This window comes from Paracoccus sp. (in: a-proteobacteria) (genome assembly GCF_047605025.1).
GTDB lineage: Bacteria > Pseudomonadota > Alphaproteobacteria > Rhodobacterales > Rhodobacteraceae > Paracoccus.
Window position 1 is genome coordinate 157,089 of the sequence record NZ_JASGGO010000002.1, and the last position, 25,545, is coordinate 182,633.

22 protein-coding genes are annotated in these 25,545 nt (G+C 67.6%); 8 read left to right on the plus strand and 14 right to left on the minus strand.

From position 1 onward, the window contains the following. Positions 1 to 26: 26 nt before the first annotated feature. Genes QM682_RS02595 through QM682_RS02605 form a run of 3 tightly spaced genes read left to right on the plus strand, consistent with a single transcriptional unit; the run spans position 27 to position 6,759 of the window. Positions 27 to 3,353: a DUF2126 domain-containing protein gene (locus QM682_RS02595; RefSeq protein WP_415126790.1), complete on the plus strand. Its 3,327-nt coding sequence runs from the start codon at positions 27 to 29 to the stop codon at positions 3,351 to 3,353. A gap of 44 nt (positions 3,354 to 3,397) precedes the next feature. Then, positions 3,398 to 5,776 carry a circularly permuted type 2 ATP-grasp protein gene (locus tag QM682_RS02600; RefSeq protein WP_415126792.1) on the plus strand — a complete coding sequence of 793 codons (2,379 nt, stop codon included), beginning with the start codon at positions 3,398 to 3,400 and terminating at the stop codon, positions 5,774 to 5,776. Next, positions 5,773 to 6,759 carry a transglutaminase family protein gene (locus tag QM682_RS02605; protein WP_415126794.1) on the plus strand — a complete coding sequence of 329 codons (987 nt, stop codon included), beginning with the start codon at positions 5,773 to 5,775 and terminating at the stop codon, positions 6,757 to 6,759. Before QM682_RS02600 ends, QM682_RS02605 begins: the two co-directional genes overlap by 4 nt. Positions 6,760 to 6,894: 135 nt before the next feature. Here QM682_RS02605 and hflC read toward each other — a convergent pair whose 3' ends face one another. The 4 genes from hflC to rpiA all read right to left on the minus strand — a co-directional run bounded on the left by hflC (position 6,895) and on the right by rpiA (position 11,388). Next, positions 6,895 to 7,998: a protease modulator HflC gene (gene hflC / locus QM682_RS02610; RefSeq protein ID WP_415126796.1), complete on the minus strand. Its 1,104-nt coding sequence runs from the start codon at positions 7,996 to 7,998 to the stop codon at positions 6,895 to 6,897. Then, positions 7,998 to 9,200 (minus strand): FtsH protease activity modulator HflK, encoded by a 1,203-nt coding sequence (hflK, locus tag QM682_RS02615; RefSeq protein ID WP_415126798.1) that lies wholly within the window; start codon positions 9,198 to 9,200, stop codon positions 7,998 to 8,000. Before hflK ends, hflC begins: the two co-directional genes overlap by 1 nt. Positions 9,201 to 9,262: 62 nt before the next feature. Continuing rightward, on the minus strand, positions 9,263 to 10,663 hold the full coding sequence (gorA, locus tag QM682_RS02620) for a glutathione-disulfide reductase (protein WP_415126800.1): 1,401 nt from the start codon (positions 10,661 to 10,663) through the stop codon (positions 9,263 to 9,265). Next, the gene (gene rpiA / locus QM682_RS02625) at positions 10,660 to 11,388 is read right to left on the minus strand and encodes a ribose-5-phosphate isomerase RpiA (protein ID WP_415126802.1); all 729 of its coding nucleotides are present in this window, start codon (positions 11,386 to 11,388) and stop codon (positions 10,660 to 10,662) included. The genes gorA and rpiA overlap by 4 nt, the downstream gene beginning before the upstream one ends. A 169-nt stretch (positions 11,389 to 11,557) precedes the next feature. Between rpiA and QM682_RS02630 the strand changes: the two genes are divergently transcribed. Genes QM682_RS02630 through QM682_RS02640 form a run of 3 tightly spaced genes read left to right on the plus strand, consistent with a single transcriptional unit; the run spans position 11,558 to position 13,668 of the window. Beyond that, positions 11,558 to 12,700 carry a bifunctional 2-C-methyl-D-erythritol 4-phosphate cytidylyltransferase/2-C-methyl-D-erythritol 2,4-cyclodiphosphate synthase gene (locus QM682_RS02630; RefSeq protein WP_415126804.1) on the plus strand — a complete coding sequence of 381 codons (1,143 nt, stop codon included), beginning with the start codon at positions 11,558 to 11,560 and terminating at the stop codon, positions 12,698 to 12,700. Between the two features lie 3 nt (positions 12,701 to 12,703). After that, positions 12,704 to 13,201 carry a phosphatidylglycerophosphatase A gene (locus QM682_RS02635; protein WP_415126806.1) on the plus strand — a complete coding sequence of 166 codons (498 nt, stop codon included), beginning with the start codon at positions 12,704 to 12,706 and terminating at the stop codon, positions 13,199 to 13,201. Then, positions 13,198 to 13,668, plus strand: a complete 471-nt coding sequence (locus tag QM682_RS02640) for a CinA family protein (RefSeq protein WP_415126807.1) — start codon at positions 13,198 to 13,200, stop codon at positions 13,666 to 13,668. The genes QM682_RS02635 and QM682_RS02640 overlap by 4 nt, the downstream gene beginning before the upstream one ends. Here the strand turns inward: QM682_RS02640 and QM682_RS02645 are convergent. From QM682_RS02645 to QM682_RS02685, 9 genes are all read right to left on the minus strand, one after another. Beyond that, positions 13,659 to 14,702 carry a threonine aldolase family protein gene (locus tag QM682_RS02645; RefSeq protein ID WP_415126808.1) on the minus strand — a complete coding sequence of 348 codons (1,044 nt, stop codon included), beginning with the start codon at positions 14,700 to 14,702 and terminating at the stop codon, positions 13,659 to 13,661. The two genes, QM682_RS02640 and QM682_RS02645, sit on opposite strands and share 10 nt — an antisense overlap. Further along, positions 14,699 to 15,139: a YcgN family cysteine cluster protein gene (locus tag QM682_RS02650; RefSeq protein ID WP_415126810.1), complete on the minus strand. Its 441-nt coding sequence runs from the start codon at positions 15,137 to 15,139 to the stop codon at positions 14,699 to 14,701. The genes QM682_RS02645 and QM682_RS02650 overlap by 4 nt, the downstream gene beginning before the upstream one ends. Continuing rightward, positions 15,139 to 16,068, minus strand: coding sequence for a bifunctional riboflavin kinase/FAD synthetase (locus QM682_RS02655; RefSeq protein ID WP_415126812.1), 930 nt, complete (start codon positions 16,066 to 16,068; stop codon positions 15,139 to 15,141). Before QM682_RS02655 ends, QM682_RS02650 begins: the two co-directional genes overlap by 1 nt. A 170-nt stretch (positions 16,069 to 16,238) precedes the next feature. After that, entirely contained in the window at positions 16,239 to 17,108 is an 870-nt protein-coding gene (locus QM682_RS02660; RefSeq protein WP_415126814.1) for a TIGR01459 family HAD-type hydrolase, read from the minus strand. A gap of 18 nt (positions 17,109 to 17,126) precedes the next feature. Next, complete coding sequence (locus QM682_RS02665) at positions 17,127 to 18,047, minus strand: manganese-dependent inorganic pyrophosphatase (RefSeq protein ID WP_415126816.1); 921 nt, start codon at positions 18,045 to 18,047, stop codon at positions 17,127 to 17,129. A gap of 61 nt (positions 18,048 to 18,108) precedes the next feature. Then, positions 18,109 to 18,759 carry a DUF1345 domain-containing protein gene (locus tag QM682_RS02670; protein WP_415126818.1) on the minus strand — a complete coding sequence of 217 codons (651 nt, stop codon included), beginning with the start codon at positions 18,757 to 18,759 and terminating at the stop codon, positions 18,109 to 18,111. 8 nt (positions 18,760 to 18,767) lie between these two features. Further along, entirely contained in the window at positions 18,768 to 19,103 is a 336-nt protein-coding gene (locus QM682_RS02675) for a DUF4440 domain-containing protein (protein ID WP_415126820.1), read from the minus strand. Beyond that, entirely contained in the window at positions 19,093 to 20,142 is a 1,050-nt protein-coding gene (locus QM682_RS02680) for a TraB/GumN family protein (RefSeq protein WP_415126822.1), read from the minus strand. The genes QM682_RS02675 and QM682_RS02680 overlap by 11 nt, the downstream gene beginning before the upstream one ends. Before the next feature lie 86 nt (positions 20,143 to 20,228). Beyond that, positions 20,229 to 21,527 carry a glycosyltransferase family 4 protein gene (locus QM682_RS02685; protein WP_415126824.1) on the minus strand — a complete coding sequence of 433 codons (1,299 nt, stop codon included), beginning with the start codon at positions 21,525 to 21,527 and terminating at the stop codon, positions 20,229 to 20,231. A gap of 208 nt (positions 21,528 to 21,735) precedes the next feature. On the opposite strand from QM682_RS02685, the gene QM682_RS02690 reads away from it, so the two are divergent. After that, on the plus strand, positions 21,736 to 22,023 hold the full coding sequence (locus QM682_RS02690) for a co-chaperone GroES (RefSeq protein WP_415126826.1): 288 nt from the start codon (positions 21,736 to 21,738) through the stop codon (positions 22,021 to 22,023). Positions 22,024 to 22,061: 38 nt separating this feature from the next. Then, entirely contained in the window at positions 22,062 to 23,699 is a 1,638-nt protein-coding gene (groL, locus tag QM682_RS02695; RefSeq protein WP_415126828.1) for a chaperonin GroEL, read from the plus strand. 476 nt (positions 23,700 to 24,175) lie between these two features. Here the strand turns inward: groL and QM682_RS02700 are convergent, their stop codons facing one another. Then, a complete protein-coding gene (locus QM682_RS02700) occupies positions 24,176 to 25,450 on the minus strand; it encodes an NtaA/DmoA family FMN-dependent monooxygenase (protein WP_415126830.1) in 1,275 nt (424 codons plus the stop codon). Positions 25,451 to 25,545: the final 95 nt, after the last annotated feature.

Consider the following 25,545-nt stretch of genomic DNA (forward strand, 5'->3'; position numbering starts at 1 on the left):
CAAATCTAGCGAAGGGCGCAAGGGACATGTCGATCAAAGCCAGCATCTATCACCTGACGCATTACAAATACGACCGCCCGGTGGTCCTGGGGCCACAGGTGATCCGGCTGCGCCCCGCACCCTATTCCCGCACCCGCGTCATCTCGCATTCGCTGAAGGTCAGCCCCGGCGGGCATTTCGTGAACCACCAGCTTGACCCCTTCGGCAACTGGCTGGCACGATTCGTCTTTCCCGATCCGGTGCGCGAACTGAAGATCGAGGTCGATCTGGTCGCCGACATGACGGTCTATAACCCGTTCGACTTCTTCACCGAGGAAAGCGCCGAGAGCTGGCCCTTCGATTACCCCGAGGAACTGGCCGAGGAACTGGTGATCTATCGCCAGCCCGAGCCGGCAGGCCCGCTTTTGCGGAAATTCCTGGACGGCGTGCCGCGCGAAAGCCGGCGCACGACCGATTTCATCGTCTGGCTGAACAGCCGCGTCTCGGAGGTGGTGAACTATACCATCCGGCTGGAACCGGGCGTGCAGACCCCCGAGGAGACGCTGGGCCTGGCGCGCGGATCGTGCCGGGATTCAAGCTGGCTGCTGGTGCAGGCGCTGCGCCACCTGGGTTTCGCGGCGCGCTTCGTCTCGGGCTATCTGATCCAGTTGAAGCCCGATCTACAGGCGCTGGACGGGCCTTCGGGCACGGATCACGATTTCACCGACCTGCATGCCTGGGCCGAGGTCTATATTCCCGGCGCGGGCTGGATCGGGCTGGACCCGACCTCGGGGCTGCTGACCGGGGAAAGCCATATCCCGCTGGCGGCGACGCCGCATTACCGCAACGCGGCGCCGATCTCGGGCGGTTATTTCGGCCAGGCCGTGACCGAGTTCGATTTCGACATGCAGATCCGGCGCGTGGCCGAGCATCCGCGCATCACCAAGCCCTTCAGCGACGCGGCATGGGACGAATTGAACGCCCTGGGCCAGAAGGTGGACGATGCGCTGGCGGCGGGCGATGTTCGCCTGACCATGGGGGGCGAGCCGACCTTCGTGTCCATCGACGATTTCGAAAGCGAGGAATGGAACACCGCCGCCGTCGGTCCGCAAAAGCGCGAACTGGCCGACAAGCTGATCCGGCGGCTGCGCAAGCGTTTCGCGCCGGGGGGCTTTCTGCATTACGGGCAAGGCAAGTGGTATCCGGGCGAAAGCCTGCCGCGCTGGACCTTCTCGCTTTACTGGCGCCGCGACGGGCAGCCGATCTGGCAAAACCCGGCCCTGATCGCCGAAGAGGGCCAGGATTACGGCGCCACCACCCTGCAATCCCAGGAGCTTCTGCGCGAGATCGCGGCCGAACTGGAAGTGCCGCAGGAGAACATCTTCCCCGCCTATGAGGACCCCGCCGAATGGCTGGTGCGCGAGGCCAACCTGCCCGAGAACGTCACGCCCGAGAACAACAAGCTGAAAGACCCCGAAGAGCGCCACCGCATCGCCCAGGTCTTCAATCGCGGCCTGACGACGCCGGTGGGCTTCGTCCTGCCGGTGCAGCCCTGGCAGGGCCGCGCGGGCAAGCGCCGCTGGTATTCCGAAGGCTGGCGGCTGCGGCGTGGCAGGATCTACCTCACCCCGGGCGACAGCGCCGTGGGCTATCGCCTGCCGCTAAGTTCGCTGCCCCATCTGACGGCGGCGCAATATCCCTATATCAACCCGATGGACCCGACCATCCCGCGCCCCGACCTGCCCGAGGCGCCGGAACTGGACAAGCAGCGCAAGACCCAGGCCATGGCAAGCTTCGTGGCCTCGGGCCCGCAGCAGGTGATCAACGCCCAGACCACGGTCGAGATCGACGGCTTCGTGCGCACCGCGCTCAGCATCGAACCGCGCGAGGGCCGGCTTTGCGTCTTCATGCCGCCCGTGACCATGCTTGAGGATTATCTGGACCTGCTGCATGCGGCGGAATCGGCGGCGCTGCGGCTGGGCCTCAGGATCCATATCGAGGGCTATGCCCCGCCCCAGGACCCGCGCCTGAACGTGATCCGCGTGGCCCCCGATCCCGGCGTGATCGAGGTGAACATCCACCCCGCCCATAGCTGGCAGGATTGCGTGGACATCACCACCGCCGTCTATGAAGAGGCGCGCCAGTCGCGGCTGGGCGCCGACAAGTTCATGATCGACGGCAAGCATACCGGCACCGGCGGCGGCAACCATGTCGTCGTGGGCGGCCATACCACCATGGACAGCCCCTTCCTGCGCCGCCCCGACCTGCTGAAAAGCCTGATCCTGCACTGGAACCGGCACCCCTCGCTGTCCTACCTGTTCTCGGGGCTGTTCATCGGCCCGACCAGCCAGGCCCCCCGCATCGACGAGGCGCGCCACGATGCGCTTTACGAGATGGAGATCGCCCTGGCCGCCATCCCCGCGCCGGGCGAGGGCATCTCGCCCATGCCCTGGCTGACCGACCGGCTGCTGCGCAACATGCTGACGGACGTGACCGGAAACACCCACCGGGCCGAGATCTGCATCGACAAGCTGTATTCCCCCGACGGACCCACCGGCCGGCTGGGCCTGGTCGAATTCCGCGGCTTCGAGATGCCGCCCGACGCGCGCATGTCTCTGGCCCAGCAATTGCTGATCCGGGCGCTGATCGCGCGGTTCTGGCAAAGCCCGGCCCAGGGCGAGTTGACGCGCTGGGGCACGATGCTGCACGATCGCTTCATGCTGCCGCATTTCCTGTGGCAGGATTTCCGCGATGTGCTGCGCGACCTGGAACAGCACGGCTTCCCGCTGCGCGAGGAATGGTTCGAGGCGCAGAAGGAATTCCGCTTCCCCTTCTGCGGCGAGGTCGAATACGAGGGCACGCATCTGGAACTGCGCCAGGCGCTGGAACCCTGGCACGTCCTGGGCGAGACCGGCGCCATCGGCGGCACGGTGCGCTATACCGACAGTTCGACCGAGCGGTTGCAGGTGCAGATGACGACCTCGGATCCCGCCCGTTATCAGGTCCTGTGCAATGGCCGGCGCATGCCCTTGCAGGATGTGGGCGGCGGCAGGGCGGTGGCGGGCGTGCGCTACAAGGCGTGGCAGCCGGCCTCGGCCCTGCATCCGGTGCTGCGCGTCGATGCGCCCCTGACCTTCGATCTGTGGGATACATGGTCGAACCGGCCCCTGGGTGGCTGCACCTATCACGTCGCCCATCCCGGCGGGCGGAACTATGACACCTTCCCCGTCAACGGCAACGAGGCGGAGGCCCGCCGCCTGGCCCGGTTCGAACCCAAGGGTCATACGCCGGGCTTCACCATGCGGCCACAGGCCGAGCGAAATTCATTTGAATTTCCAATGACCCTTGACCTGCGGCGGCCTCTGGGCCTCTAGTCGGGCTCATGGAGCAGACGCAGATTTCGTCCGAAGATGACAACTTGCACCGGGTCGACCGCCCGGTGCCGGGGCTGGCCGAATACGCGCCGCCGCCCGGCGTTCCGGACGAGTTGATGGACTGGCAGGGACAGCCCCGCCCGCTCTGGCAGCCGCTTCTGCGCCACCTGGCCGGCCTTTCTCCCGAAGAGATGACCCGCGCGCTGACCCGCGCCGATCAGTATCTGAACGATTCCGGGGTTTTCTATCGCCAATACGGCACCGGCACCTCGACCGAGCGGCCCTGGCCGCTAAGCCATATCCCGGTCCTGATCTCGGAATGGGATTGGGCGGCACTGGGCGCGGCGCTGATCCAGCGGGCCGAGTTGCTGGAACTTGTCATGGCCGATCTTTACGGCCCGAACCGGCTGGTGGCGGGCGGTCATCTGCCGCCGGGGCTGGTCGCCGCCAACCCGCAATGGCTGCGGCCCATGGTCGGCATCCGTCCGCGCGGCGGCCATCACCTGCATTTCATCGCCTTCGAGATCGGGCGTGGCCCGGACGGGAAATGGTGGGTGCTTTCGGACCGCACCCAGGCACCCTCGGGCGCGGGCTATGCGCTGGAGAATCGCGTCGCGACCTCGCGCGCCTTCTCGGATGTGTTCGACAAGCAGAACATCCACCGCCTGGCCGGTTTCTTCCGCGATTTCCGCGACAACGTGATGCAGGCGCGGGGCGAGCGTGAGGGCCGCGTCGCCATCCTGACCCCCGGCCCCCTCAACGAAACCTATTACGAACACGCCTGGATGGCGCGCTATCTGGGTTTCATGCTGGTCCAGGGCGACGACCTGGCGGTGACGAACGGACGGCTGATGGTGCGCACCGTCTCGGGGTTGCATCCGATCGAGATGCTCTGGCGGCGCATGGACAGCGATTATTGCGACCCGCTGGAACTGAACCGCGCATCGCGCATCGGCACGCCGGGAATCGTCTCGGCGCTGCGTCATGGCCGGCTGACCATGCTGAACGCGCTGGGATCGGGCGTGCTTGAGGCGCGGGCGATGATGGCGTTCCTGCCTAACCTCTCGCATGTGCTGATGGGCAAGCCCCTGGCCATGCCCAATATCGCGACCTGGTGGCTGGGCGGCGAGGCCGAGCGGCAGGCGGTTCTCTCGGACCCGTCGCATCTGGTGCTGTCGCGCGCGCTGGACACGGGCCTGCCCTTCGACAATGCCACGCCCCCGCTTCTGGCCTCGTCGCTGGGACCCGAACGGCTGCGCGAGCGGATGGAGACCAGGGGACCGCAGCTTGTGGCCCAGGAAACCGTGACGCTTTCGACCACCCCCGCCATGATCGAGGGGCGGCTGGTGCCGCGCCCCTTCAGCCTGCGGGTGTTCCTGGCCCGCACCGCAAGCGGATGGCAGGTCATGCCGGGCGGCTTCGCGCGCATCGGCGCCACGACCGAGCCGGCCGCCATCGCGATGCAGCGCGGTGGCGGCGCGGCCGATGTCTGGATCGTCAGCGACAGCGGCGTGCCCGCCGTGACCATGGCGCCGCCGCTTAAGGGGCCGTTCCGCCGCACCTCGCCGGGCGCGCTGCCCTCGCGCGCGGCGGACAACCTGTTCTGGCTGGGCCGCTATGTGGACCGGACCGAGGGGATCGTGCGCATCCTGCGCGCCCGCGCCATCCGCCAGGCCGAATTCGGGCGCGGCGCCATGCCCCTGCTGGAAGCGACCCAGCCGCTGCTGGAAAGCTATGGCATCGACAATGACAAGCCCATCCCCGAGGGGCTGCTCGACACGCTCTCGGCCGCCGTGGCCAGTGCCGGACAGGTGCGGGACCGCTTCTCGACCGATGGCTGGTCGGCGCTGACGGACCTGGAAAAGACCGCCCGCCGCATGGCCGAGCGGGTGACCCCAGGCGACGACGCCGCGCGCGCGCTTTCGGCGCTGCTGCGCAAGCTGGCCGGCTTCTCGGGGTTGGTGCATGAAAACATGTATCGCTTCTTCGGCTGGCGCTTCCTGACGCTGGGCCGCATGCATGAGCGTGCCCTGGGCATGACCGCGACCGTCGCCGCCCTGGCCCATGCCGATGCACCGCCCGGCGCGCTGGATCTTTGCGTCGAACTGGGCGACAGCGTGCTGACCCATCGCCGCCGCTTCAGCGTCGCCACCTCGCGCGAGACGGTGATCGACCTTCTGGTGCTGGATCCGCTGAACCCGCGCTCGGTCCGCTACCAGTTGGATCACATGATGGCCCAGGTCGAGCATCTGCCCGGCGCGGCGCAGAACGGCGAATATTCCCAGCTTGCCCGCGCCATGCTGCGCGTTCATGCCGATGTCGCAACCCAGACCGCCGAGACCCTGGACGCCACCGCCCTCGAATTGCTTGAGGAACAGATCGCCAGTCTCTCGGACCTGATGACCGAGGCTTATCTGCGATGACCATCTATGCCATGCAGGTCGTCTTCCGCTACAAGTTCGACCGCCCCACCGGGGCGGGGCGGCAACAGTTCCGCATCCTGCCCGCCGAGATCCCCGGCCTGCAAAGCCTGATCCATGCCGAGGTCCGAATCGAGCCGGACCCGCTGGAAACCGACGAATTCACCGATTTCTGGGGCACACGGGTGATCGAACTGGTCATGCCCCCCGGCCTGACCGAGCTGGAATTCGTCCTTGAGGCCGAGGTCGAGCGCATCGCGCATGACATGGGGCTGGACATCTCGGCGCCGCTGGCGCGCCTGCCGGCCGAGATCGCGGCGCAGCGCGGCCTGGGACCGGCGGCGCCGCATCATTTCCTGCAACCGACCAAACGCATCCCCCATGTCCCCGAAATCGCGGCCTATGCCCGCGCCGCCTGCCGCGATGCCGCCACCGCGCGCGAAGCGCTTCAGATGCTGGGCCTGGCGCTGAATCGGGACATGGCCTTCGACGCCAAGGCGACGGATGTGAACACCAGTCCCGCCCGTGCCTTCGCGCAGCGCAAGGGCGTGTGCCAGGACTTCGCCCAGATCATGGTCTCGGGCCTGCGCGGGCTGGGGATCCCGGCGGCCTATGTCGCCGGCTATCTGCGCACCCTGCCGCCGCCGGGCCAGCCCCGTCTGGTCGGTGCGGACGCCACCCATGCCTGGCTGCGCGCCTGGTGCGGGACCGAGACCGGCTGGCTGGATTATGACCCCACCAATGCCTGTTTCGCGCTTGGCGACCATATCGAGATCGGTTTCGGCCAGGATTACGACGATGTGGCCCCGGTCCAGGGTGTGCTTCGCCTGGACGGCGGCCAGGAGAGCAGCCATAGCGTCGATATCGAGGAAGCCTTGGTCCAAAGCCCGGCCGTGGCCGAATGGCAGGCACCGGGCACCGAAATCGTCCGGCGCGGCGCGCGCGGTTCCGAAGACGGCCATGGCCTGCGCCTGGACGTGATGTAGGATCCCGGACGAAACAGGGCGAAGCCGAAGCTTCGCCCTTTCTCTTTCTCATCGCCTATCCGCTACGTCGGCGCCCATCACGCCGGGCGCTTGCCGGCTTAGCAGGCACGTCAATTACCCTGCGTGCTGGGCACATCAATTACCCTGCGTGCTGGGCACGACGCTACCCTCTTGCGGTGGGCTGGACAGCAATTCCGGCATCGGCGTCAGCTTGACGCCCGCCGCCTCGCCCAAGGGCTCGCCCTCGCGCGTGGTCTCGGTCGGAGCCACGGCGGCCGGCTCGGTCGCGGACTGGGCCGGCTCGCCCTCGGCGCCCGTGACCACCGACAGCGCGGTGCTGGCGGCAGCGGGGACCGGGTTCGCCCGATCCGCGCCGTCATTGCGCAGATAGTCGAAGAACTCGCCCTCGGGTTTGATCACCAGCGAACTGTTCTCGCCCTTCAACGCCCGCTCATAGGCGGTCATCGAGCGGGTGAAGGCGAAGAATTCGGGATCGCGGCCAAAGGCCGAGGCATAGATGCCGTTGCGGCGGGCATCGGCCTCGCCGCGCACGATCTCGGCCTTCTTGCGCGCTTCCGAGGTCAGTTCCACCACGGTCCGGTCGGCGGCGGCGCGGACGCGCTGCGCTGCCTCGCCGCCACGGGCGATCTCATCCGCCGCCTCGCGCTCGCGCTCGGCCCGCATCCGGGCATAGGTGGCATTCAGGTTCTGCTCGGGCAGGTCGGTGCGGGTCAGGCGCACATCGATCACGCGCACGCCCAGATCCTGCGCGTTCTGGCGGGCCAGGTCGCGGATGCGGTTCATCAGCGGCGTGCGGTCATCCGACAGCACCGTGGTCGAGGGAACCGAGCCCAGCACCTGCCGGATCGCGTTGGTCACGATATCGGCCAGGCGTTGCTGGGCGAATTGCACGCCCCCTGCGGCGGTGGCGCGGCGGAATTGCACCACATCGGTGATCTGCCAGCGCGCGAAGGCATCGACCACCAGGCGGCGGTCGTCCAGCGGCGTCACCTCCATCGGCGGGGTCGGGATGCCCAGGATCCGCGCGTCATAGCGCACCACCTGGTCGATGAAGGGCACCTTCAGGCCCAGGCCGGGATTTTCCCGCACGTCGACCACCTCGCCGAAGCGCAGCACCAGCGCCTTTTCGCGCACATCGACGATATAGACCGAGGCCGAGATCAAAAGCCCCGAGACCACGAGGAAGGGCAAGGCCAGAAGCGAAATCGCGCGCGCCATCACTGGTTCTCCTCATTGGCCGGTTTCGAGGCGCCGCTGCGCAACTGATCCAGGGGCAGATAAGGCACGACGCCCTGCCCCCCTTCGCCGTCGATGATGACCTTATTGGCCTGGCCCAGAACTTTCTCCATCGTCTCCAGATACATACGACGGCGGGTCACATCCGGCGCCTTGACATATTCATCATAGACCGAGTTGAAGCGCGCGGCCTCGCCCTCGGCGGCGTTGACCACATCGGCGCGATAGGCTTCGGCGCGCTCGATCAGGGTCGCGGCCTCGCCTCGGGCGCTGGCCAGCACGCGGTTGGCATAGGCGTCGGCCTCTTTTTCAAGGCGGTCGCGTTCCTGCTGGGCGGCCTGCACCTCGCGGAAGCTGTCGATCACCTCGCGCGGGGGGTCGGCGCGGTCCAGGTTGACGCGGACCACGTTGATCCCCGATTCGTAAGCGTCCAGCGTCGATTGCACCGCCAGCTTCAGATCCTCGGCGATGGTGCCCCGGTCGCGGTTCAGGATCGGCGCCAATTCCGAGCGTGCCACGATGTCGCGCATGGCCGATTCGGCGACGGCGCGGATCGTGTCCTCGGGATCGGCCAGGTTGAACAGATATTTTTCCGGGTCCGAGATATTCCAGACCACCTGATAGGCCATGTCCACGATATTCTGGTCGCGGGTCAGCATCAGGCCCGAATCCAGCGGCCCGGCGCGGCCGGTGCCGATCTCGGTCGTGCGCTCACCCGTGACGGCAACCACCTCGGCGCGCACGACCGGCCAGGGCGCGAAGTTCAGGCCCTCTCCCGCCGTGGCGAAGGGACGCCCGAACAGCAATTCGACCGCGCGCTGATCGGGGCTGACCGTATAAAAGGACATGAACGCCCAGACCGCGGCCGCGCCAAGGCCCACGATACCCCAGGTGCCGCGGCCCATCTGCATCTGCGGGCCTTGCTGACGGCGCGGTCCGCCGCCCGAACCGCGAGGACCGCCCGTGCCGGTGCCCTTGCCGCCCATCAGGACGCGCAGCTTGTCCTGGCCCTTGCGGACCAGATCCTCGATCTCGGGGCGCTGGTCGCCGCGTTTCGGGCCGTTCGGACCCTGGTTGCGGTCGCCGCCCTGATCGCCCCCGGCATTGCCCCAAGGCCGTGGGCCGCCCTGCTGGCCGCCCTTGCCGTCATCTCCTCCGCTGCCCCAAGGGCCTTGTCCTGCCATCCGCGTCTGCCTCTTATCCTTGCAACATCACTTGGGTGTAACTGGTGCCGTTCAGCCGAAAATCAAGCCGAACCAACGGTTTTGTCAGAAATCCGGCCGCCGATATGGCGCGTGGGCCGACGCATGGTGACCAATTCCTCGGCCAGGGTCGGGTGGACCGCGATCGCGGCGTCGAATTGTTCCTTGCTGGCGCCCATGCCCATGGGGATGGCGACAAGCTGGATCATCTCGCCGGCCTCGGGTCCGAAGATATGGCAGCCCACGACCTTGCGGCTGCCATCCTGGACGATCAGCTTCATCACCGCCCGCGCATCCGAACCCCCGAAAAGCGAGCGCATGGGCCGGAAACTGGCCGCATAGACCTCATGCGGGCCAAGCGCGGCGGCCTCTTCCTCGGTCAGGCCGATGCTGGCGACCTCATGCGGGCGGACATAGACGGCGGCGCCGTAAAGCGCGTGATCGACCTTGCGGGGATTGGCCCCGAAAACCGTATCGGCGAAGCTGTGCCCCTCGCGGATCGCCACCGGGGTCAGGTTCACGCGATCGGTCGCATCGCCCACCGCGAAGACCGACGGCACCGAGGTCTGGGACCATTCATCGACCAGCACGCGGCCGTTCTCGCCCAGCTTGACGCCGATCTCCTCAAGGCCCAGCCCCTTGGTATAGGGCGCGCGGCCGGTGGCGAACATGACCTGATCATAGGTCTCGCCGGTGCCGTCGCGATAGACGACGCGGATGCCGCCCTGAACCTTTTCCAGCCCAACGGGGGCCGAGTTCAGCCGCAGATCCACGCCGATGCCGCGCAACTGCTCGGTCGCGTGGCGGCGCATCTCGCCGTCGAAACCGCGCAGCACCGCGTCGCCGCGATAGGAAAGCGTGGTCTCGCAGCCCAGGCCCCGAAGGATCGTCGCGAATTCGCAGGCGATGAAGCCGCCGCCCACGACCAGCACCCGGCCCGGCAATTCCTTCATCAGGAACAGATCGTCCGAGATCAGGCCCAGTTCCTGGCCCGGAATGCCCGGCAGTTGCGGGCGCCCGCCCACGGCGATCAGGATATGCTTGGCGGTGAAACGCCGCCCGTCGGCCAGTTCGACCGTATGGGCATCGGCAAGCCGCGCGCGCGACTTGTGAATATCGACCTTGGCCGCGACAAGGCCGCCGGTATAGGCGCCCTCAAGGCGGGTCAGCTCGGTTTCCAGCTTCTGGTGGAACATGGCCCAATCGAAGGGACCGGCGCTGGCCGCCTGCCAGCCATAGGCCCGCGCCTCGGCCACCATGGCCGGCGCCTGCGATGCGAAGATCATCAGCTTCTTGGGCACGCAGCCGCGAATGACGCAGGTGCCGCCCATCCGGCTTTCCTCGGCCAGGGCGACCCTGGCACCGTATTCGCTGGCCGCGATGCGTGCCGCGCGCACCCCGCCCGAACCGCCGCCGATGACGAAAAGGTCATAGTCGAAAGTCATTGTCCCAGGTCCTCGCGCTGCAATTCCACGACCGAGCCATCGGCGCCGCCGATGATCGCCAGGGTGCAGATATTCAGAAACAGCCCGTGTTCAACCACCCCCGCGATACCCGAAAGCCGGTGGGCCAGGGCGGGCGCGTCATGGATCTCGCCCAGGTCCAGGTCCAGGATCAGGTTGGCCTCGTCGGTCAGGACGGGCTGGCCGTCCCGCTCGCGCAGGGTGATCTCGCGGCCCGCCATGCCAAGATCGTCCAGCGCGCGCTCGATCAGGACGCGGGTGGCCTTCCAGCCGAAGGCGATGACCTCGACCGGCAGCTTGAAGGCGCCCAGCATGTCCACGACCTTGCCGGCATCCGCGATCACCACCATCCGGTCCGAGGCGGTGGCGACGACCTTCTCGCGCAGATGCGCGGCGCCGCCGCCCTTGATCAGGTTCAGGTCCGGGTCCACCTCATCGGCGCCGTCTATGGTCAGGTCCAGCCAGCCGATATCGTTCAACTCCTCGACCACCAGGCCCAGGCGGCGGGCCTGGTCGGCGGTGGCCTTCGATGTCGCGGCGCAGCGCAGGTCCAGCCCCTCGGCATGGACGCGCTCGGCCAGCAGATCGACGAAGATCCTGGCGGTCGAGCCGGTGCCCAGGCCCAGCTTCATGCCGCTTTCGACCAGCGCCACGGCGGCGCGGGCGGCGGCGTCCTTGGCGAGGTCAACGGGCGGGGTCTTGGTCATGGCGGTTGCTCCGGCGATATAGGGTCTGGCCCCCGCGTTCCGGTAGGGGAAAGGGGCGGTCGCGAGACTTATAAGCAAAAGCCCGGCCAAGGGCCAATGCCGCGCGGGCAGTTTTCGCGCGCTTGCGAAGATTGCAGAAGCCCGCGCCCTCGCCTAAAGCTGCGGGATCATGACCAGACCCGCATCTTATGCCGCCATCATCACCGCCGCAGGCCGGGGCACCCGCGCGGGCGCGGGCCTGCCCAAGCAATGGCGGATGCTGAACGGCCGAAGCGTCCTGTCGCGCAGCATCGCCGCCTTCGCGGGCTTTGACCGCATCATCGTGACGCTTTCCCCCGAGGATATGGCGCATGGCATCGCCGAGCTTTCCGGCCCCGTCATCCTGGTCGCCGGCGGCGAGACGCGCAGCGCCTCGGTCCGGGCCGCGCTGGAGACGCTGGAAGGCAGCGGCGTGACCCATGTGCTGATCCATGACGGCGCCCGGCCCCTGGTCCCGGACCGGGTGATCACGGGGGTCATCGCCGCCCTGGACGCGGGCGCCGCCGCCGCCGCGCCCGCGCTGCCGGTCTCGGACGCGTTGTGGCGGGCCGAGACCGGCACGGTCCGAGCAAGCGTGCCCCGCGACGGACTTTTCCGCGCCCAGACGCCGCAGGGCTTCCGGCTGGACGCGATCCTGGCCGCGCATCGCGCCTTTCCCGAGGGCGCGGCCGATGATGTCGAACTGGCCCTGCGCGCGGGCCATGCCGTCGCCGTGACCCAGGGCCACGAGGACAATCTGAAACTGACCTATCCGCCCGATTTCGCGCGGGCCGAACGCATTCTGGAGGGGATGATGGACATTCGCCTTGGCAACGGTTTCGACGTGCATGCTTTTACCCAGGGGGATCACGTCTGGCTATGCGGCGTGAAGATCGCCCATGACAAGGCCCTGCTGGGTCATTCCGACGCCGATGTCGGCATGCACGCGCTGACCGATGCGATCTACGGCGCGCTGGCGCAGGGCGACATCGGACGGCATTTCCCGCCCTCGGACCCGCAATGGAAGGGCGCGGAAAGCCATGTCTTCCTGCGCCACGCGGCGGAACTGGCGCGGCAGATGGGCTATGCGGTCTCGAATGCGGACGTGACGCTGATCTGCGAGCGGCCCAAGATCGGTCCCCATGCCGGCGCGATGGCGCTGCGGCTGTCCGAGATCATCGGGATCGAGGCCGACCGCGTCAGCGTCAAGGCCACCACCAGCGAGCGGCTGGGCTTCACCGGGCGCGAGGAAGGCATCGCCGCCATCGCCACCGCCACCTTGATCAGGAGTTGAGCCATGGAGCGCATGATCGCCACCTTCTTCGGCATCGGGCGCCTGCGCCCCGCGCCGGGCACCTGGGGTTCCGCCGCCGCCGTGGTGCTGGCGGTGCTGGCCTATGAATGGCTTTCGCCCTGGCTGGTGCCGGCGGGGATGGTGCTGGCGACGGGCCTGGGCTTCTGGGCGGTGCCTCTGGTGCTGGCCGACAGCGCCGACAAAGACCCATCCTGGATCGTCATCGACGAGGTGGCGGGGCAATGGCTCGCGCTGTGCTTCACCGCGATCCCGCTGGCCCGGCACGGCGTGTCCATGCTGGACGCCTGGCCCGCCTATGCCGTCCCCTTCCTGCTGTTTCGCCTGTTCGACATCTGGAAGCCCTGGCTGGTCGGGCGCGCCGACCGGCGGGGCGACGCGGCCGGGCTGATGCTGGACGACCTGTGGGCGGGCTTGTTCGCGGGCGTCTCTTCGGTCATTCTGGCGGGGCTTTATCATGCCGTGCTGGAGCCGATGCTGTGACCAATCCCGCCGATGTGCTGCACCTGGCCCGCCGTCGCGGGGTGACGATCACCACCGCCGAAAGCTGCACCGGCGGGTTGATCGCGGGGCGGCTGACGGATGTGCCCGGCTCGTCCGACGCCGTTGACCGGGGCTTCGTGACCTATTCCAACGCCGCCAAGATCCAGATGCTGGGCATCCGCCCCGAGACGCTGGACGCCCATGGCGCCGTCAGCGAGGAAATCGCCGCCGAGATGGCGCGGGGCGCGCTGACCCGCAGCGAGGCGGGCATCGCCGTCGCGGTGACCGGCATCGCCGGCCCCGGCGGCTCGGAGCACAAGCCCGAGGGCCGGGTCTGCTTCGCCGTCGCCGATCCCTTCGGCACCCACACCGAGACCGTGGAATTCGGCGCCATCGGCCGGGCCGAGGTCCGCGCCGCCACCGTCGATCACGCGCTTGCCCTGCTGGCCCAGGCGCTTCAGCCCTGACGGATCAGTTCCAGAAAACGGCTTACGTCATCGGCCGGGGTGGCCCAGCTTGTGACCAGACGGATCGCCACATCCTCGCCCGGCCGGGGCGGCAGATCCTGCCACAGCAGATAGGCCGCGCCATGCGCCAGGGCGCGGGCATGGGCCTTGGCCGGGATCACGGCGAAGACCTCGTTGGCCTGGACCGGGGCCAGCAGGCGGCCGCCCGCCTGGGCGATCCCCTGCCCCAGCCGCGCGGCCAGGCCGTTGGCATGGGCGGCAAGTTCCAGCCAAAGCCCGTCCTGAAGCAGCGCCAGCATCTGCGCGGCCAGGAAACGCTGCTTGGACCAGACCTGTCCCGATTGCTTGCGCCGGTAATCCAGCCCCTCGGCCCGCGCGGGGTCCAGGATCACCACCGCCTCGGCCGCCATCGCGCCGTTCTTGGTGCCGCCGAAACACAGGGCATCGACGCCCGCGCGCGTGACCAGATCCGCCACCGAGCAGCCCAGGCCCGCCACCGCATTGGCCAGCCGCGCCCCGTCCATATGCAGCGCCAGCCCCGCCCCATGCGCGACCTCGGCGATCGCCGCGACCTCGGCCGGGCCGTAGACCGTGCCCCATTCGGTGGCGTTGGTGATCGAGACCAGCGCCCCCCGCCCGTCGTTCAGGCTGCCCGTGGCGCCCGCGCGGATAGCGTCGTCCAGCGCCTGGGGCGCGATGCGGCCATGCTCGCCCGCGATGGGGACAAGCTTCGCGCCATGGGAAAAGAACTCGGGCGCGGCGCATTCGTCGCGATGGATATGGGCGCTGTCATGGCAATAGATCCGGCCATAGCTGGGCGAAAGCTGCGCGCAGACCAAAGCGTTCGCCGCCGTGCCGGTCGCCACGAAGCGGATCACGGCATCGGGCGCGTCCAGCAGATCGCGGATCGCCGCCTCGGCCCGCGCGGTCACCGGATCGGCGCCATAGGAGCCCATCGCGCCCTGGTTGCAGTCGGACAGCGCCCCCAGGACCGCGGGATGGGCGCCGAAAACATTGTCCGAGCCGAAATTCATGACTGATCCTCGATGATATACTGGTCCCAGTCATCCTCGGTGATCGCGGCCTCGCTGACGGTGCGGTTGCGCAGGCTGATGCCTTCGCGATGCACGGCATTGGGATCGCCCGAAATCAGGTGATGCCAGGGGAAAAGCGGCTTGCCCTCGTATCGCAGGCGATAGGCGCAGGTCCGGGGCAGCCACCAGGCCACCTCCTTCAGCTTCTTCGGCGTCAGCACGATGCAGTCGGGAACATAATCGTGCCGGTTCGGATAGCTGGAGCAACGGCAGGTCGCGCCATCCAGCAGCCGGCAGGCGACGCGGGTGAAATCGACCTCGCCCGTATCCTCGTATTCGATCTTGTTCAGGCAGCATTTGCCGCAGCCGTCGCAAAGCGCCTCCCATTCGTCGGGGGCAAGGTTTTTCAGCGGCAGTTCCCAGAAACGCTCACGCATCATCGGCTTGACAGGATATCGCGCGCGAGGGCGCTGTCCTGGCCCATCTGCGCGATCAATGCGTCGAGGCTGTCGAATTTCAGTTCGGGGCGCAGATATTCCACCAGCGCGACCGAAAGGTGCTGGCCGTAAAGATCGCCATCGAAATCGAAGATATGGCTTTCCAGATTGGGGCGGTTGTCGCCGAACATGGGCCGCACGCCCAGGCTGGCCACGCCCTTGTAGCTGCCGCGCTCGGGTCCGGTCAGCACATCGACCAGCACGGCATAAACGCCCAGGCGCGGCAGATGCAGCCCGGCCACGCCCATGTTCGCGGTCGGAAAGCCGAAATCGCGGCCGCGCTTGTCGCCATGGACCACCTCGCCGTCGATGCGGTGCCAATGGCCCAGCATCCGCTCGGCGTCGCGGGTGCGGCCCTGGGCCAGCGCCTCGCGGATGGCGGTCGAGCTATAGCCCTTGGCCCCGTCCCCGATCAGCGGCGCGATGGTGACGCCGAAGCCCATGTCCCGGCCCAGCCGGCTCAGCACCTCGACATTGCCGCTGCGCTGACGGCCGAAGCAGAAATCCGCGCCCACCGAGACATGGCGCACGCCCAGCCCGTCGACCAGCACCTGCCGGGCGAATTCCTGGGGCGAAAGGCCCGCCAGAACCGTGTCGAAGGACAGTTCATAAAGATGTTCGACCCCAAGGCGGGCCAGCCGGTTCAGCCGCGATTCGGCGTTCATCAGGCGAAAGGGCGGCGCGTCGGGCCGGAATATCTGGCGCGGATGCGGCTCGAAGGTGATGATGCCCAGCGGCGCGGCGCAGGCCGCCCGCGCCGCGTCGATGACCGAGCGGTGCCCCAGGTGAACCCCGTCGAAATTGCCCATGGCGACGGTGGCCCCGCGGGCATCCAGCGGCAGAGCTTTCCAGTCGTGATGGATGCGCAATCAGGCCCCCGATGGGCCGAGCCGGCCCTTGTCAGTCGAATATCCAGCTTGGCGCCGTGACGGCCGCCTTGCCCTTCCAGACGACCGTATCACCGACCTGCCCGCCGGTTGCAAGGGTAACGCGCGCTCCCAAAGCGGGGGCCGCGCGGCGGCCCCGCGCGCGCGCGCGTCTAGCGCAGCCGCCCGATGCTGTAGCGCGGATTTTCGCCACGCATGGACAGCCATTCGTCCAGCTTCGCCTGCTCGGGGCGGTCGACATCAGGGCCGAACTGATCGAAGGCAAGCCCGCCGCTGACGAAAAGCGCGTCGATCCCGTCCCCACGCGCACCGGGAATGTCGGTGGCGATGCCGTCGCCGATTCCCAGGATGCGCGCATCCGGGCCAAGGCCCAGGCGGCGGCGGGCCAGGTCATAGATCGGCTTGTGGGGCTTGCCGAAATAAAGCGACCTGCCGCCCAGGCCCTCGTAGAATTCGGCCAGGGCGCCGGCGCAATAGATCCGCTTGTCGCCCAGATCCACGATCACGTCGGGATTGGCGCAAAGCAGCGGCAGGCCACGGTCGCGGGCCAGTTCCAGACGCCCGCGATAGTCCTCGGGGATTTCGGTGGTGTCGTCGAACATGCCGGTGCAGACGATGCCCTGGGCCTGCTCCAGAGGCACGCGCTGGATCGGCGGCTCATGCTCGCGCCCGGCGGGGATGTCGGTAAAGAAACCCTCGTCCTTGGGCATCATGATCGCCCAGACCTTGCGGCCGACCGCGCCCGCGAACATCGCATCCTGCGCCGCGTCGCCGGAACTGACGATGGCATCCCAGGCGTCATGCGGCACGCCCATGCGGTCAAGCTGGCGCTGCACCCAAGGCCAGGGACGCGGAGCGTTGGTCAGCAGCACCACCTTGCCGCCCTTGGCGCGAAAGCCCTGCAAGGCGGCGACGGCGGCGGGATAGGCCGCGACGCCGTTGTGAAGGCAGCCCCAGAGGTCGCAAAAGACCACATCGTAATCGGCCGAAATCTCGGCCAGCGAGGAAATCACATGCGTCATCGAGGCTCCTTTCAGGGATCAGACCGCCAGGACGGGGATGATCTGCTTCTTGCGCGACATGACGCCCGGCAGCAGGACGGTATCGCCCAAGACGGTGGCGCCGAAGCTGCGCTCGGCCACGGCCTTGACGAAATCGTTCGGGACCAGCAGCGTCGCCTGCTCGTTCAGGATGTCCACGATGAAAAGCAGCACCTCATCCGCGCCATCGGCGGCGGCGACGCCGGGCATGGCGGCCATCAACGCGCCCTTGCGGTCCAAAAGCACCTGCGGCGCCGTCGTCTCAAGAACCGAGACCCGCAGCTGCTTGCCGCCAAGCTCGTATTCCTTGCTGTCCATGCGCAGCAGCGCCTCTTCGGTGAAGGCCGAGACATCGGATTTCGCGGCGAACATCTCGGCCGCATAGGCCGGGATCGAGACGCCCAGGTCATGGGCCAGCTTCTCGGCCACCCAGCGGTCATGGGCGGTGGTGGTCGGGCTGCGGAATTCCAGCGTATCGGACAGGATGCAGGTCAGCATCGCGCCCTTGATCGCCCTGGGCGCGCGGGCATAGCCATCATCGCCCATCAGGTCGAACATGATGGTCGCGGTGCAGGCCAGGGGGCGGATCGTCACGTTGATCGGCGTGCGGGTCTTGATGCCGCCCGCCAGCATGTGGTGGTCGATGATCTCGATCACATCGGCATCGTTGATCGCGGCGGGAAGCTCGGCGGGGTTGTTGGTGTCCACGATCACGCATTTCTCGCCCGCCGCCAGATCGGCGATGATCTGGGGCTTGGGCAGATCCCATTTCGCCAGCATCCAGGCGGCCTCGGTGTTCGGCTCGCCTTGCAGGACCGCGACAGCGGGCTGCTTGCGGACCTCGGACAGATACCAGGCCCAGGCGATGGGCGAGCCGGTCGAGTCCGTATCGGGGGCCTTGTGGCCGAAAACCTTGATCATCATGCGTCCTTGCGAAGGTCGGGATTTGCTGCGGCGTTATAGGTGGCCCCGCCGAAATTGTCTATTGACCAAGGCTGACGCCCGCATTCACCGCCAGAGCCAGAAGCACGGTGTTGTAGAAGAAGGACAGCGCCGAATGCAGAATCGTGACGCGGCGGAAATCCGTCCGCGTCACCGCCACGTCCGAGGTCTGCGCGGTCATGCCCAGGGTGAAGCTGTAATAGACGAAATCCCACAGGCCGGGCAGCGCGTCCCGCTCCAGGCCCGGAAAATCCAGCCCCCGCGCCTCGGCCGGCTGCGGACCGCCGCCGGGGCGATACCACTTATGGGCATAGTGAAAGGCCATGACCATATGGATCATCGCCCAGCCCAGCGGCACCGAGGCCAGCGCCAGCCCCGAGCGCAGAACCGAGCCGCCGCTTTTGTCGCGCAGCGTCAGCAGGATGGCCGACAGGCTGACCAGCACCACCCCGACCGCGATCAGGACGATCAGCCGCGCGCCCTCGTCATCCTCGCCGGCATGGCGTTGCAGGTCGGGGGGCGGGACGTGGTTCAGCATGACCCCCACCATGGCCAGATAGGAAAGGCAGAGCACATCGGCGAACAACAGCAGCCGGTCCGGCGCGGGCATGGGCCAGGCCAGCGCCGCGGCGACAAGCCCGAAGGCCAGCGCCAGCAGAAAGCGCAGATGCCGCTTCAGGCTTGGGCGCATGGTCTGGCTCAAACAGGCGTCTGCTGGTGCTGGACGATGCGCCAATCGCCCTCGCGCCGGACCCAGGTGGTGGTGCAAAGCGCGCGATAGGTCTCGGCCCCGGCACGGCGGGCGGTGGCGCGATAGGCCAGGACGCAGACCTCGTCGGTCTCGATCGCGGCACGGTCGGACATGGTGACCTCCTGCCAGCGAGGGGTCGAGGCCAGGCTTTCGACGACCTTGCGCCGTGTCAGGATGCCCGTGGGCTGAAAGGCCATCAGACAGCCCTCGCCCAGCTTGCGCGCGGCCTCGGCGGCGCCGGACAGCCAGAATTCGCGCTCCTCTTGCCAGATCTCATCCGTCATCGCCGGTCCCTCCCCCCAACGGCTCGACGGGGCTGATGGTCCAGCCCCGTTGCCCCAGCAGCGACAGAACGCCCTTGCCGCCAGGAAGATGCAAGGCGCCGAAACCGACGACGATGCCCTTGTCGCGCGCGGCGGCCGCGCGGGCGGCGGATTCGATCACCGGCACCCAGGATTCGTTGCGCCGGTCCATCAGCTTTTCCTGCGCCAGCCGCATCTGCTCGTCCACCTCGGCCCGCGACATGCCCGAGCGGTCATAGGCGTCGAAACGGCCGAATTCCCAGATCAGCCAGCTTTCCCCCGAGAAATAGGCATCCGTCAGCGTCACCGCGTAATCGTCGGCATATTCGGCGGCGGGCATGGCCGCGCGCAGCATGTCGATTTCCTCGGCCGGGGTCATGTCGCCGAAAAGCTTGAAGACCGTATCCCAGGGCTCCAGCGCGCGGACCGGCACATCGGCGGCCTCGGCCGCGCGGATCAGGCGGTGATCGAGGCCCCCGGCATCGCCGGTCTCTTTCATCGCGCGGATCATGCAGGGCGAGATCCCCAGCATGACCGAGACATACCAGGGCCGCAGCCGGCTGGTGATGACGGCGGGCATGCCCCGCGCCTCCATCGCGGCCGAAAGCGCCTGCCAGTCCGGCGCGGTCATCCTTTCGGGCAGGGTCGGGCCGTCGGCATCCATGATCAGTGCCGGATCGCTGGTCATGGCCTGGGCCAGCGCGGCCTCCTCCACGGGGCCGGCCTCGACCAGCAGGGCATCCGCGCGGGCCAGTTCGGGGCCGAATTGCGCCAGCGTCGCGCCATGGCGGGGATCGTCGAAATGATAGGTGCCCAGCAGCAGGATGCGGCTGTCGCCCTTGCTTGCCCGCCAGAACAGGCCCTGGTGAAAGGGCACCTTGCGGCTGGCCGCTTGCAGGGCATCCAGCCGCGCGGGCGGCAGGGCCTGGATCAGGTCGCGGCCCTGGCAGGTCTGGGCGCAGGCGGGCGCCGCCGCCGCAAAGACCAAAAGCAAGGGGATCAACAGGGCTTTCAGGCGCATCGGCATCGGGTCCATGGCTTTGGGGCCAGCATGGCACGCGGCGGCGCCGGTGGCGAGCCTTGCAGGGGCATAGAAGAAACGGAAGGTCAGCGGCGGCGCGGCAATTCCTGGGGCAGGCTTTGCTTGGCCACCACCGCCCGCCAGATGCGCTCGACCTGGCCGGCCTTGGCGTCCCAGGTGAAATCCCGCATCACCCGCGCCTGGGCGGCACGGGCCATGGGCGGCAGGACCGCCGGATCCGCCGCGATGGCCTCAAGGCGGGCGCGCAGACCCGCGACGATCCGGTCGCGCCGGCCCAGGGGGATGCGGAAGCCGGTGGTGTCGTCGACCAGTTCGCCCGGCCCCGCGTAATCGACGATGACCGGCACGACGCCAAGGGCCATGGCCTCCAGCACCGCGCCGCCGCCGAATTCGCGCACCGAGGGAAAGACCAGCATCTGCGCCATCGCGGCGATGCCCTGCACCGCCTTATGCTCCAGCCAGCCATGGAAGGTGACGGCATCGCCCACGCCCTCGCGCGCGACCAGGGCGTGAAGATCGGCCGCCTGCGGGCCGTCGCCGATCACGTCAAGATGCAGGCTGCCCGCGCGCAGAAGCGGCAGCGCGGCCTCGATCGCCATATCGGCGCCCTTATAGGGAACCAGGCGCCCGATGAAGCAGCCGCGCAGCGGCAGGGTGCCGGGCTGGGGCGCGGTCAGGCTGAACCGCGCCGGATCGATGGCGTTTTCCGGCAACCAGACGCACTTGCTGCGGTGGCGGGCCGGAATCTCGGACAGGGTATGTTCGCTGCCGCAAAGGATGGCGCTGGCGGCGGCAAGCGCCGCGCCGCGTCCGGGCATCGCCTTATAGGCCCCCCGGACATAGGAAAGCCATTCCTTTTCCCGCCGCCTTTCGCCGTCGAACCCCTTGGGCCAGGGCACGCCGCCGTTCAGCGGTCCCATCACGAAGGGCACGCCCGCGCGCTTGCAGCGGGGCGCGATCAGGCTGTTGGCGGTGGGGGTCAGCGGTGTCACCCGGTGCACGATGTCATATTCACCGGCAGCGATGGCCGTGCCGAACCGGCGCCAGACCAGCCGCTCGAAATAGCCGTAGCCCAGCGTCGTCACGGCGGTCTTCATCGTCCAGCCGACGCCCTTGCCCATGCTGAGCCGCTCGGCCAGCCTCCAAAGCGGCGCCGCCAGCTTTTCACTGTCGATGGCGGTGAAGTCCCGCCCCTCGACAAGGCCGGCGCGCAGGAAGGCGTCGCGGTTGCGGATCTGGGTCACGATATGGACATCCGCCACCTCGCGCAGCGCCCGCGCCAGCGACCAGCCCACCAGCGGCACCGAAACCCATTCGGGGTTGGCCGCTTCGGCGATCACAAGGGCCTTCAACCGTGGGTTCATCGCGCGCCTCCTGCGACAGCCTTGATCCTTGGGGTAGCCGCCGGCACAAAACCGCGTCAAGCGGCATTCAACGCAAAATTTTCAATGCCAAATTTTTGCCCGGCCTCCCGTTGACAGGGACCGGGGGCCGGCCTAGATCTGCGCCACTGGCACTCAATAAGACCGAGTGCCAACAACATACAGCAACCTGTAACACCGGAGTGTTCACATGGCTTTCAAACCGCTGCACGACCGCGTCGTGGTCCGTCGCGTCCAATCGGACGAGAAAACCAAGGGCGGGCTGATCATCCCCGACAGCGCCAAGGAAAAACCCGCCGAGGGCGAGATCATCGCGGTCGGCGAAGGCGCGCGCAAGGATTCGGGCGAACTGATCGCCCCCTCGGTCGCGGCAGGCGACCGCGTCCTGTTCGGCAAATGGTCGGGCACCGAAATCACCGTTGATGGCGAAGAGCTGTTGATCATGAAGGAAAGCGACATCCTGGGCATTATCGCCTGATCTCGCCTTTTCGATAACCCATTCAAGGAGAAGAACAAATGGCTGCGAAAGAAGTCAAGTTCAACACCGACGCCCGCGACCGCATGCTGAAAGGCGTGAACATTCTCGCGGATGCGGTGAAGGTCACGCTCGGCCCGAAAGGCCGCAACGTGGTGATCGACAAGTCCTTCGGCGCCCCGCGCATCACCAAGGACGGCGTTTCGGTCGCCAAGGAAATCGAGCTTTCGGACAAGTTCGAGAACATGGGCGCGCAGATGGTCCGCGAAGTCGCGTCGCGCACCAATGACGAAGCCGGCGACGGCACCACCACCGCCACCGTCCTGGCCCAGGCCATCATCCGCGAGGGCCTGAAATCGGTCGCCGCCGGCCTGAACCCGATGGATCTGAAGCGCGGCATCGACCTGGCCACCGCCAAGGTCGTCCAGTCGATCAAATCGGCCGCCCGCCCGGTCAGCGACAGCGCCGAAGTGGCGCAGGTCGGCACCATCTCGGCCAATGGCGAGGCATTCATCGGCCAGCAGATCGCCGAAGCCATGCAGCGCGTCGGCAACGAGGGTGTGATCACCGTCGAAGAAAACAAGGGCATGGAAACCGAGGTCGAAGTCGTCGAGGGCATGCAGTTCGACCGCGGCTATCTCTCGCCCTATTTCGTGACCAATGCCGACAAGATGGTCGCGGAACTGGAAGACGCCTATATCCTGCTGCACGAGAAAAAGCTTTCCTCGCTGCAACCGATGGTCCCGCTGCTTGAGGCCGTGATCCAGTCGCAAAAGCCGCTGCTGATCGTGGCGGAAGATGTCGAGGGCGAAGCCCTGGCCACGCTGGTCGTCAACAAGCTGCGCGGTGGCCTGAAGATCGCCGCCGTCAAGGCTCCGGGCTTCGGCGACCGCCGCAAGGCCATGCTGCAAGACATCGCGATCCTGACCGGCGGCCAGGTCATCAGCGAGGACCTGGGCATGAAGCTTGAGAATGTCACCGTCGACATGCTCGGCCGCGCCAAGAAGATCTCGATCAACAAGGACAACACCACCATCGTCGATGGTTCGGGTGAGAAGGCCGAGATCGAGGCCCGCGTCAGCCAGATCCGCCAGCAGATCGAGGAGACCACCTCGGATTACGACCGCGAGAAGCTGCAAGAGCGCGTGGCGAAACTGGCCGGCGGCGTTGCCGTCATCCGCGTCGGCGGCATGACCGAAGTGGAAGTCAAAGAGCGCAAGGACCGCGTGGACGACGCGCTGAACGCGACCCGCGCGGCCGTTCAGGAGGGCGTGGTCGTCGGTGGCGGCGTGGCCCTGGTCCAGGGCGGCAAGGCGCTGGACGGCCTGACCGGCGCGAACTCGGATCAGGACGCCGGCATCGCCATCGTCCGCCGCGCGCTGGAAGCGCCGCTGCGCCAGATCGCCGAGAATGCCGGCGTCGACGGTGCCGTGGTCGCGGGCAAGGTCCGCGAATCCTCGGACAAGGCTTTCGGCTTCAACGCCCAGACCGAGGAATATGGCGACATGTTCAAGTTCGGCGTGATCGACCCGGCGAAAGTCGTGCGCACCGCGCTGGAAGACGCGGCGTCGGTGGCCTCGCTGCTGATCACCACCGAGGCGATGATCGCCGAGAAGCCCGAGCCCAAGGCCCCGGCCGGCGGCATGCCCGACATGGGCGGCATGGGCGGCATGATGTAATCAGCCGCTGCCCACGCAGGACAGACAGGGCCGCCCCACAGGGCGGCCCTTTTTCCTATCCCCGACTTCCTATCCCCGCCCGTCCCCGCCCGGCGCGTCGACAGCAGGCAAATCCGTCTCCGAAGTCGCAACACCGGATAAATCGCGGCAGACCGATGCCCCGGAGACGTATCAAGGCTTTTCCAAGACCCGCCCAAGCCGGGAAGCCGCAGGCGATCACGCCTGCTGAAAGGCAGCATGCTGACAGTGCGGGCCGATCTTCCGGCCTTCATGCAGGGCCTTCGCAATACCGACCAAGCGGAGCTTGACCGTCACCCAGGCCTGGCCTGCCGTCGGCTCTGGCCGCCCACGCCAATTCCAGGCCCTGTCGCGCCGCCTGTCGCCCTTGGTCGCGACACGATGCGGTCCACGCTTCCCGGCCGCAGAAGGATCGGCAGCGCATCAACCCTGGCATCGCCCAGAGGATCAGGCCAGGACTACTCTTGCAAATGCCCGCGCAACGTATCCGCGCCATATTGCGGCCGGAACAGCCCCTCTTCGACCAGGCGCGGGATCAGGGCCTCAAGAAGCAGGTCCAGCGACCGGCGCGAACCGCCGGGCACGGCGATGAAACCGTCGATGGCGCCGGCGCGGAACCATTCCGCGATCTCACCGGCGGCATCCTCGACCGTGCCGATCACCTGCCAATGCACCGAGGCCAGGATCTCGGGCCGCGCCAGCAACGCGTCGGGCGTCGGGCGCAGATCGCGGATGATGCGGCGCACCGCCTCGCATTGGGTGGCGCAGCGCGATGAGCGGTGCTCGGCCGGCAGGTCCGCAGGCGTGATCGGCCGCGCGGTCGGCCAACCGCGCAGGTCGATGCCCAGAAACTCTTGCGCGCGGGCCATGCGCTGCGCCCGGTCGACCCGCGCATGGGTCGCCAGGAACAGCTCCTGCGCCTCGTCCCGCGTTTTGCCCAGATACAGGCTTAGCCCAGGCAGCAGGCGCACATCGCGCGGCTGTCGGCCATGCGCCAGCGCACGCTCGGAAAGCTGCCGGCGAATTTCCAGCGCGGTCCGCATATCCGGGGTCATGCCAAAGACCATATCCGCGACCTGGCCGGCGAAATCCACGCCAAGCGCCGAGCCGCCGGCCTGCATCAGCGGGATGTCCGGGCCGGGATATCGCGGCAGGTTCATCGGCCCCTTGACCTGGAACTGCGGCCCCTGATGATCGATGGGCAGGATCAGATCGGTATCGCCATAATGCCCGGCCGCGCGGTCGACCAGCAGCGCCTCGGCCGGGAAACTGTCCCAAAGCCGGCGCACCACCTCGGTGAATTCGGACGCGCGGGCGTAGCGGGTTTCCGAGGACGGCATCTCGGGCAGGCCGAAATTCTCATTGCCCTGAAGCGCGGTGACCACGTTCCAGCCCGCCCGGCCACGGCTGAGCCAATGCAGCGACATCAACTGGCGCGCCGCATGATAGGGATGGCCGAAAGTGGTCGAGATCGTCGTGACCAGCCCGATCCGTTCGGTTTCCCGCGCCATCGAGGCCAGCAGCAGCGTCGGATCCAGGCTGGAAAAGCCGAAGGACTGCTGCATGGCCGGGATCGGCAGGAACATGGCATCGGGACGAAACACGAAATCCAGATGCGCCGCCTCGGCCCGCCGGGCCACGTCCAGCGCAAAATCGCTGGAATACAGCCCCTCGATACCGCTGTCCGCGTCGCGCCAGCCTTCTCCGCTGAGCCAGGTGGGGGCAACGGACATGCCGATGCAAAGTCTTGGTCGGAGCATCTTTCGCCCTGCCTGCCTGTCAAACAAGACCGGCGCCACGGATGACGCCGGCCGCAATCTGTCGTCGC

Excerpts from the sequence above, each read along its gene's own strand:
- QM682_RS02595 (WP_415126790.1), top strand. The coding sequence starts at position 27 with ATGTCGATCAAAGCCAGCATCTATCACCTGACGCATTACAAATACGAC.
- QM682_RS02605 (WP_415126794.1), top strand. The coding sequence starts at position 5,773 with ATGACCATCTATGCCATGCAGGTCGTCTTCCGCTACAAGTTCGACCGC.
- hflC (WP_415126796.1), bottom strand. The coding sequence starts at position 7,998 with ATGGCGCGCGCGATTTCGCTTCTGGCCTTGCCCTTCCTCGTGGTCTCG.
- hflK (WP_415126798.1), bottom strand. The coding sequence starts at position 9,200 with ATGGCAGGACAAGGCCCTTGGGGCAGCGGAGGAGATGACGGCAAGGGC.
- gorA (WP_415126800.1), bottom strand. The coding sequence starts at position 10,663 with ATGACTTTCGACTATGACCTTTTCGTCATCGGCGGCGGTTCGGGCGGG.
- rpiA (WP_415126802.1), bottom strand. The coding sequence starts at position 11,388 with ATGACCAAGACCCCGCCCGTTGACCTCGCCAAGGACGCCGCCGCCCGC.
- QM682_RS02630 (WP_415126804.1), top strand. The coding sequence starts at position 11,558 with ATGACCAGACCCGCATCTTATGCCGCCATCATCACCGCCGCAGGCCGG.
- QM682_RS02635 (WP_415126806.1), top strand. The coding sequence starts at position 12,704 with ATGGAGCGCATGATCGCCACCTTCTTCGGCATCGGGCGCCTGCGCCCC.
- QM682_RS02645 (WP_415126808.1), bottom strand. The coding sequence starts at position 14,702 with ATGAATTTCGGCTCGGACAATGTTTTCGGCGCCCATCCCGCGGTCCTG.
- QM682_RS02650 (WP_415126810.1), bottom strand. The coding sequence starts at position 15,139 with ATGCGTGAGCGTTTCTGGGAACTGCCGCTGAAAAACCTTGCCCCCGAC.
- QM682_RS02660 (WP_415126814.1), bottom strand. The coding sequence starts at position 17,108 with ATGACGCATGTGATTTCCTCGCTGGCCGAGATTTCGGCCGATTACGAT.
- QM682_RS02665 (WP_415126816.1), bottom strand. The coding sequence starts at position 18,047 with ATGATCAAGGTTTTCGGCCACAAGGCCCCCGATACGGACTCGACCGGC.
- QM682_RS02670 (WP_415126818.1), bottom strand. The coding sequence starts at position 18,759 with ATGCGCCCAAGCCTGAAGCGGCATCTGCGCTTTCTGCTGGCGCTGGCC.
- QM682_RS02675 (WP_415126820.1), bottom strand. The coding sequence starts at position 19,103 with ATGACGGATGAGATCTGGCAAGAGGAGCGCGAATTCTGGCTGTCCGGC.
- QM682_RS02680 (WP_415126822.1), bottom strand. The coding sequence starts at position 20,142 with ATGCGCCTGAAAGCCCTGTTGATCCCCTTGCTTTTGGTCTTTGCGGCG.
- QM682_RS02685 (WP_415126824.1), bottom strand. The coding sequence starts at position 21,527 with ATGAACCCACGGTTGAAGGCCCTTGTGATCGCCGAAGCGGCCAACCCC.
- QM682_RS02690 (WP_415126826.1), top strand. The coding sequence starts at position 21,736 with ATGGCTTTCAAACCGCTGCACGACCGCGTCGTGGTCCGTCGCGTCCAA.
- groL (WP_415126828.1), top strand. The coding sequence starts at position 22,062 with ATGGCTGCGAAAGAAGTCAAGTTCAACACCGACGCCCGCGACCGCATG.
- QM682_RS02700 (WP_415126830.1), bottom strand. The coding sequence starts at position 25,450 with ATGTCCGTTGCCCCCACCTGGCTCAGCGGAGAAGGCTGGCGCGACGCG.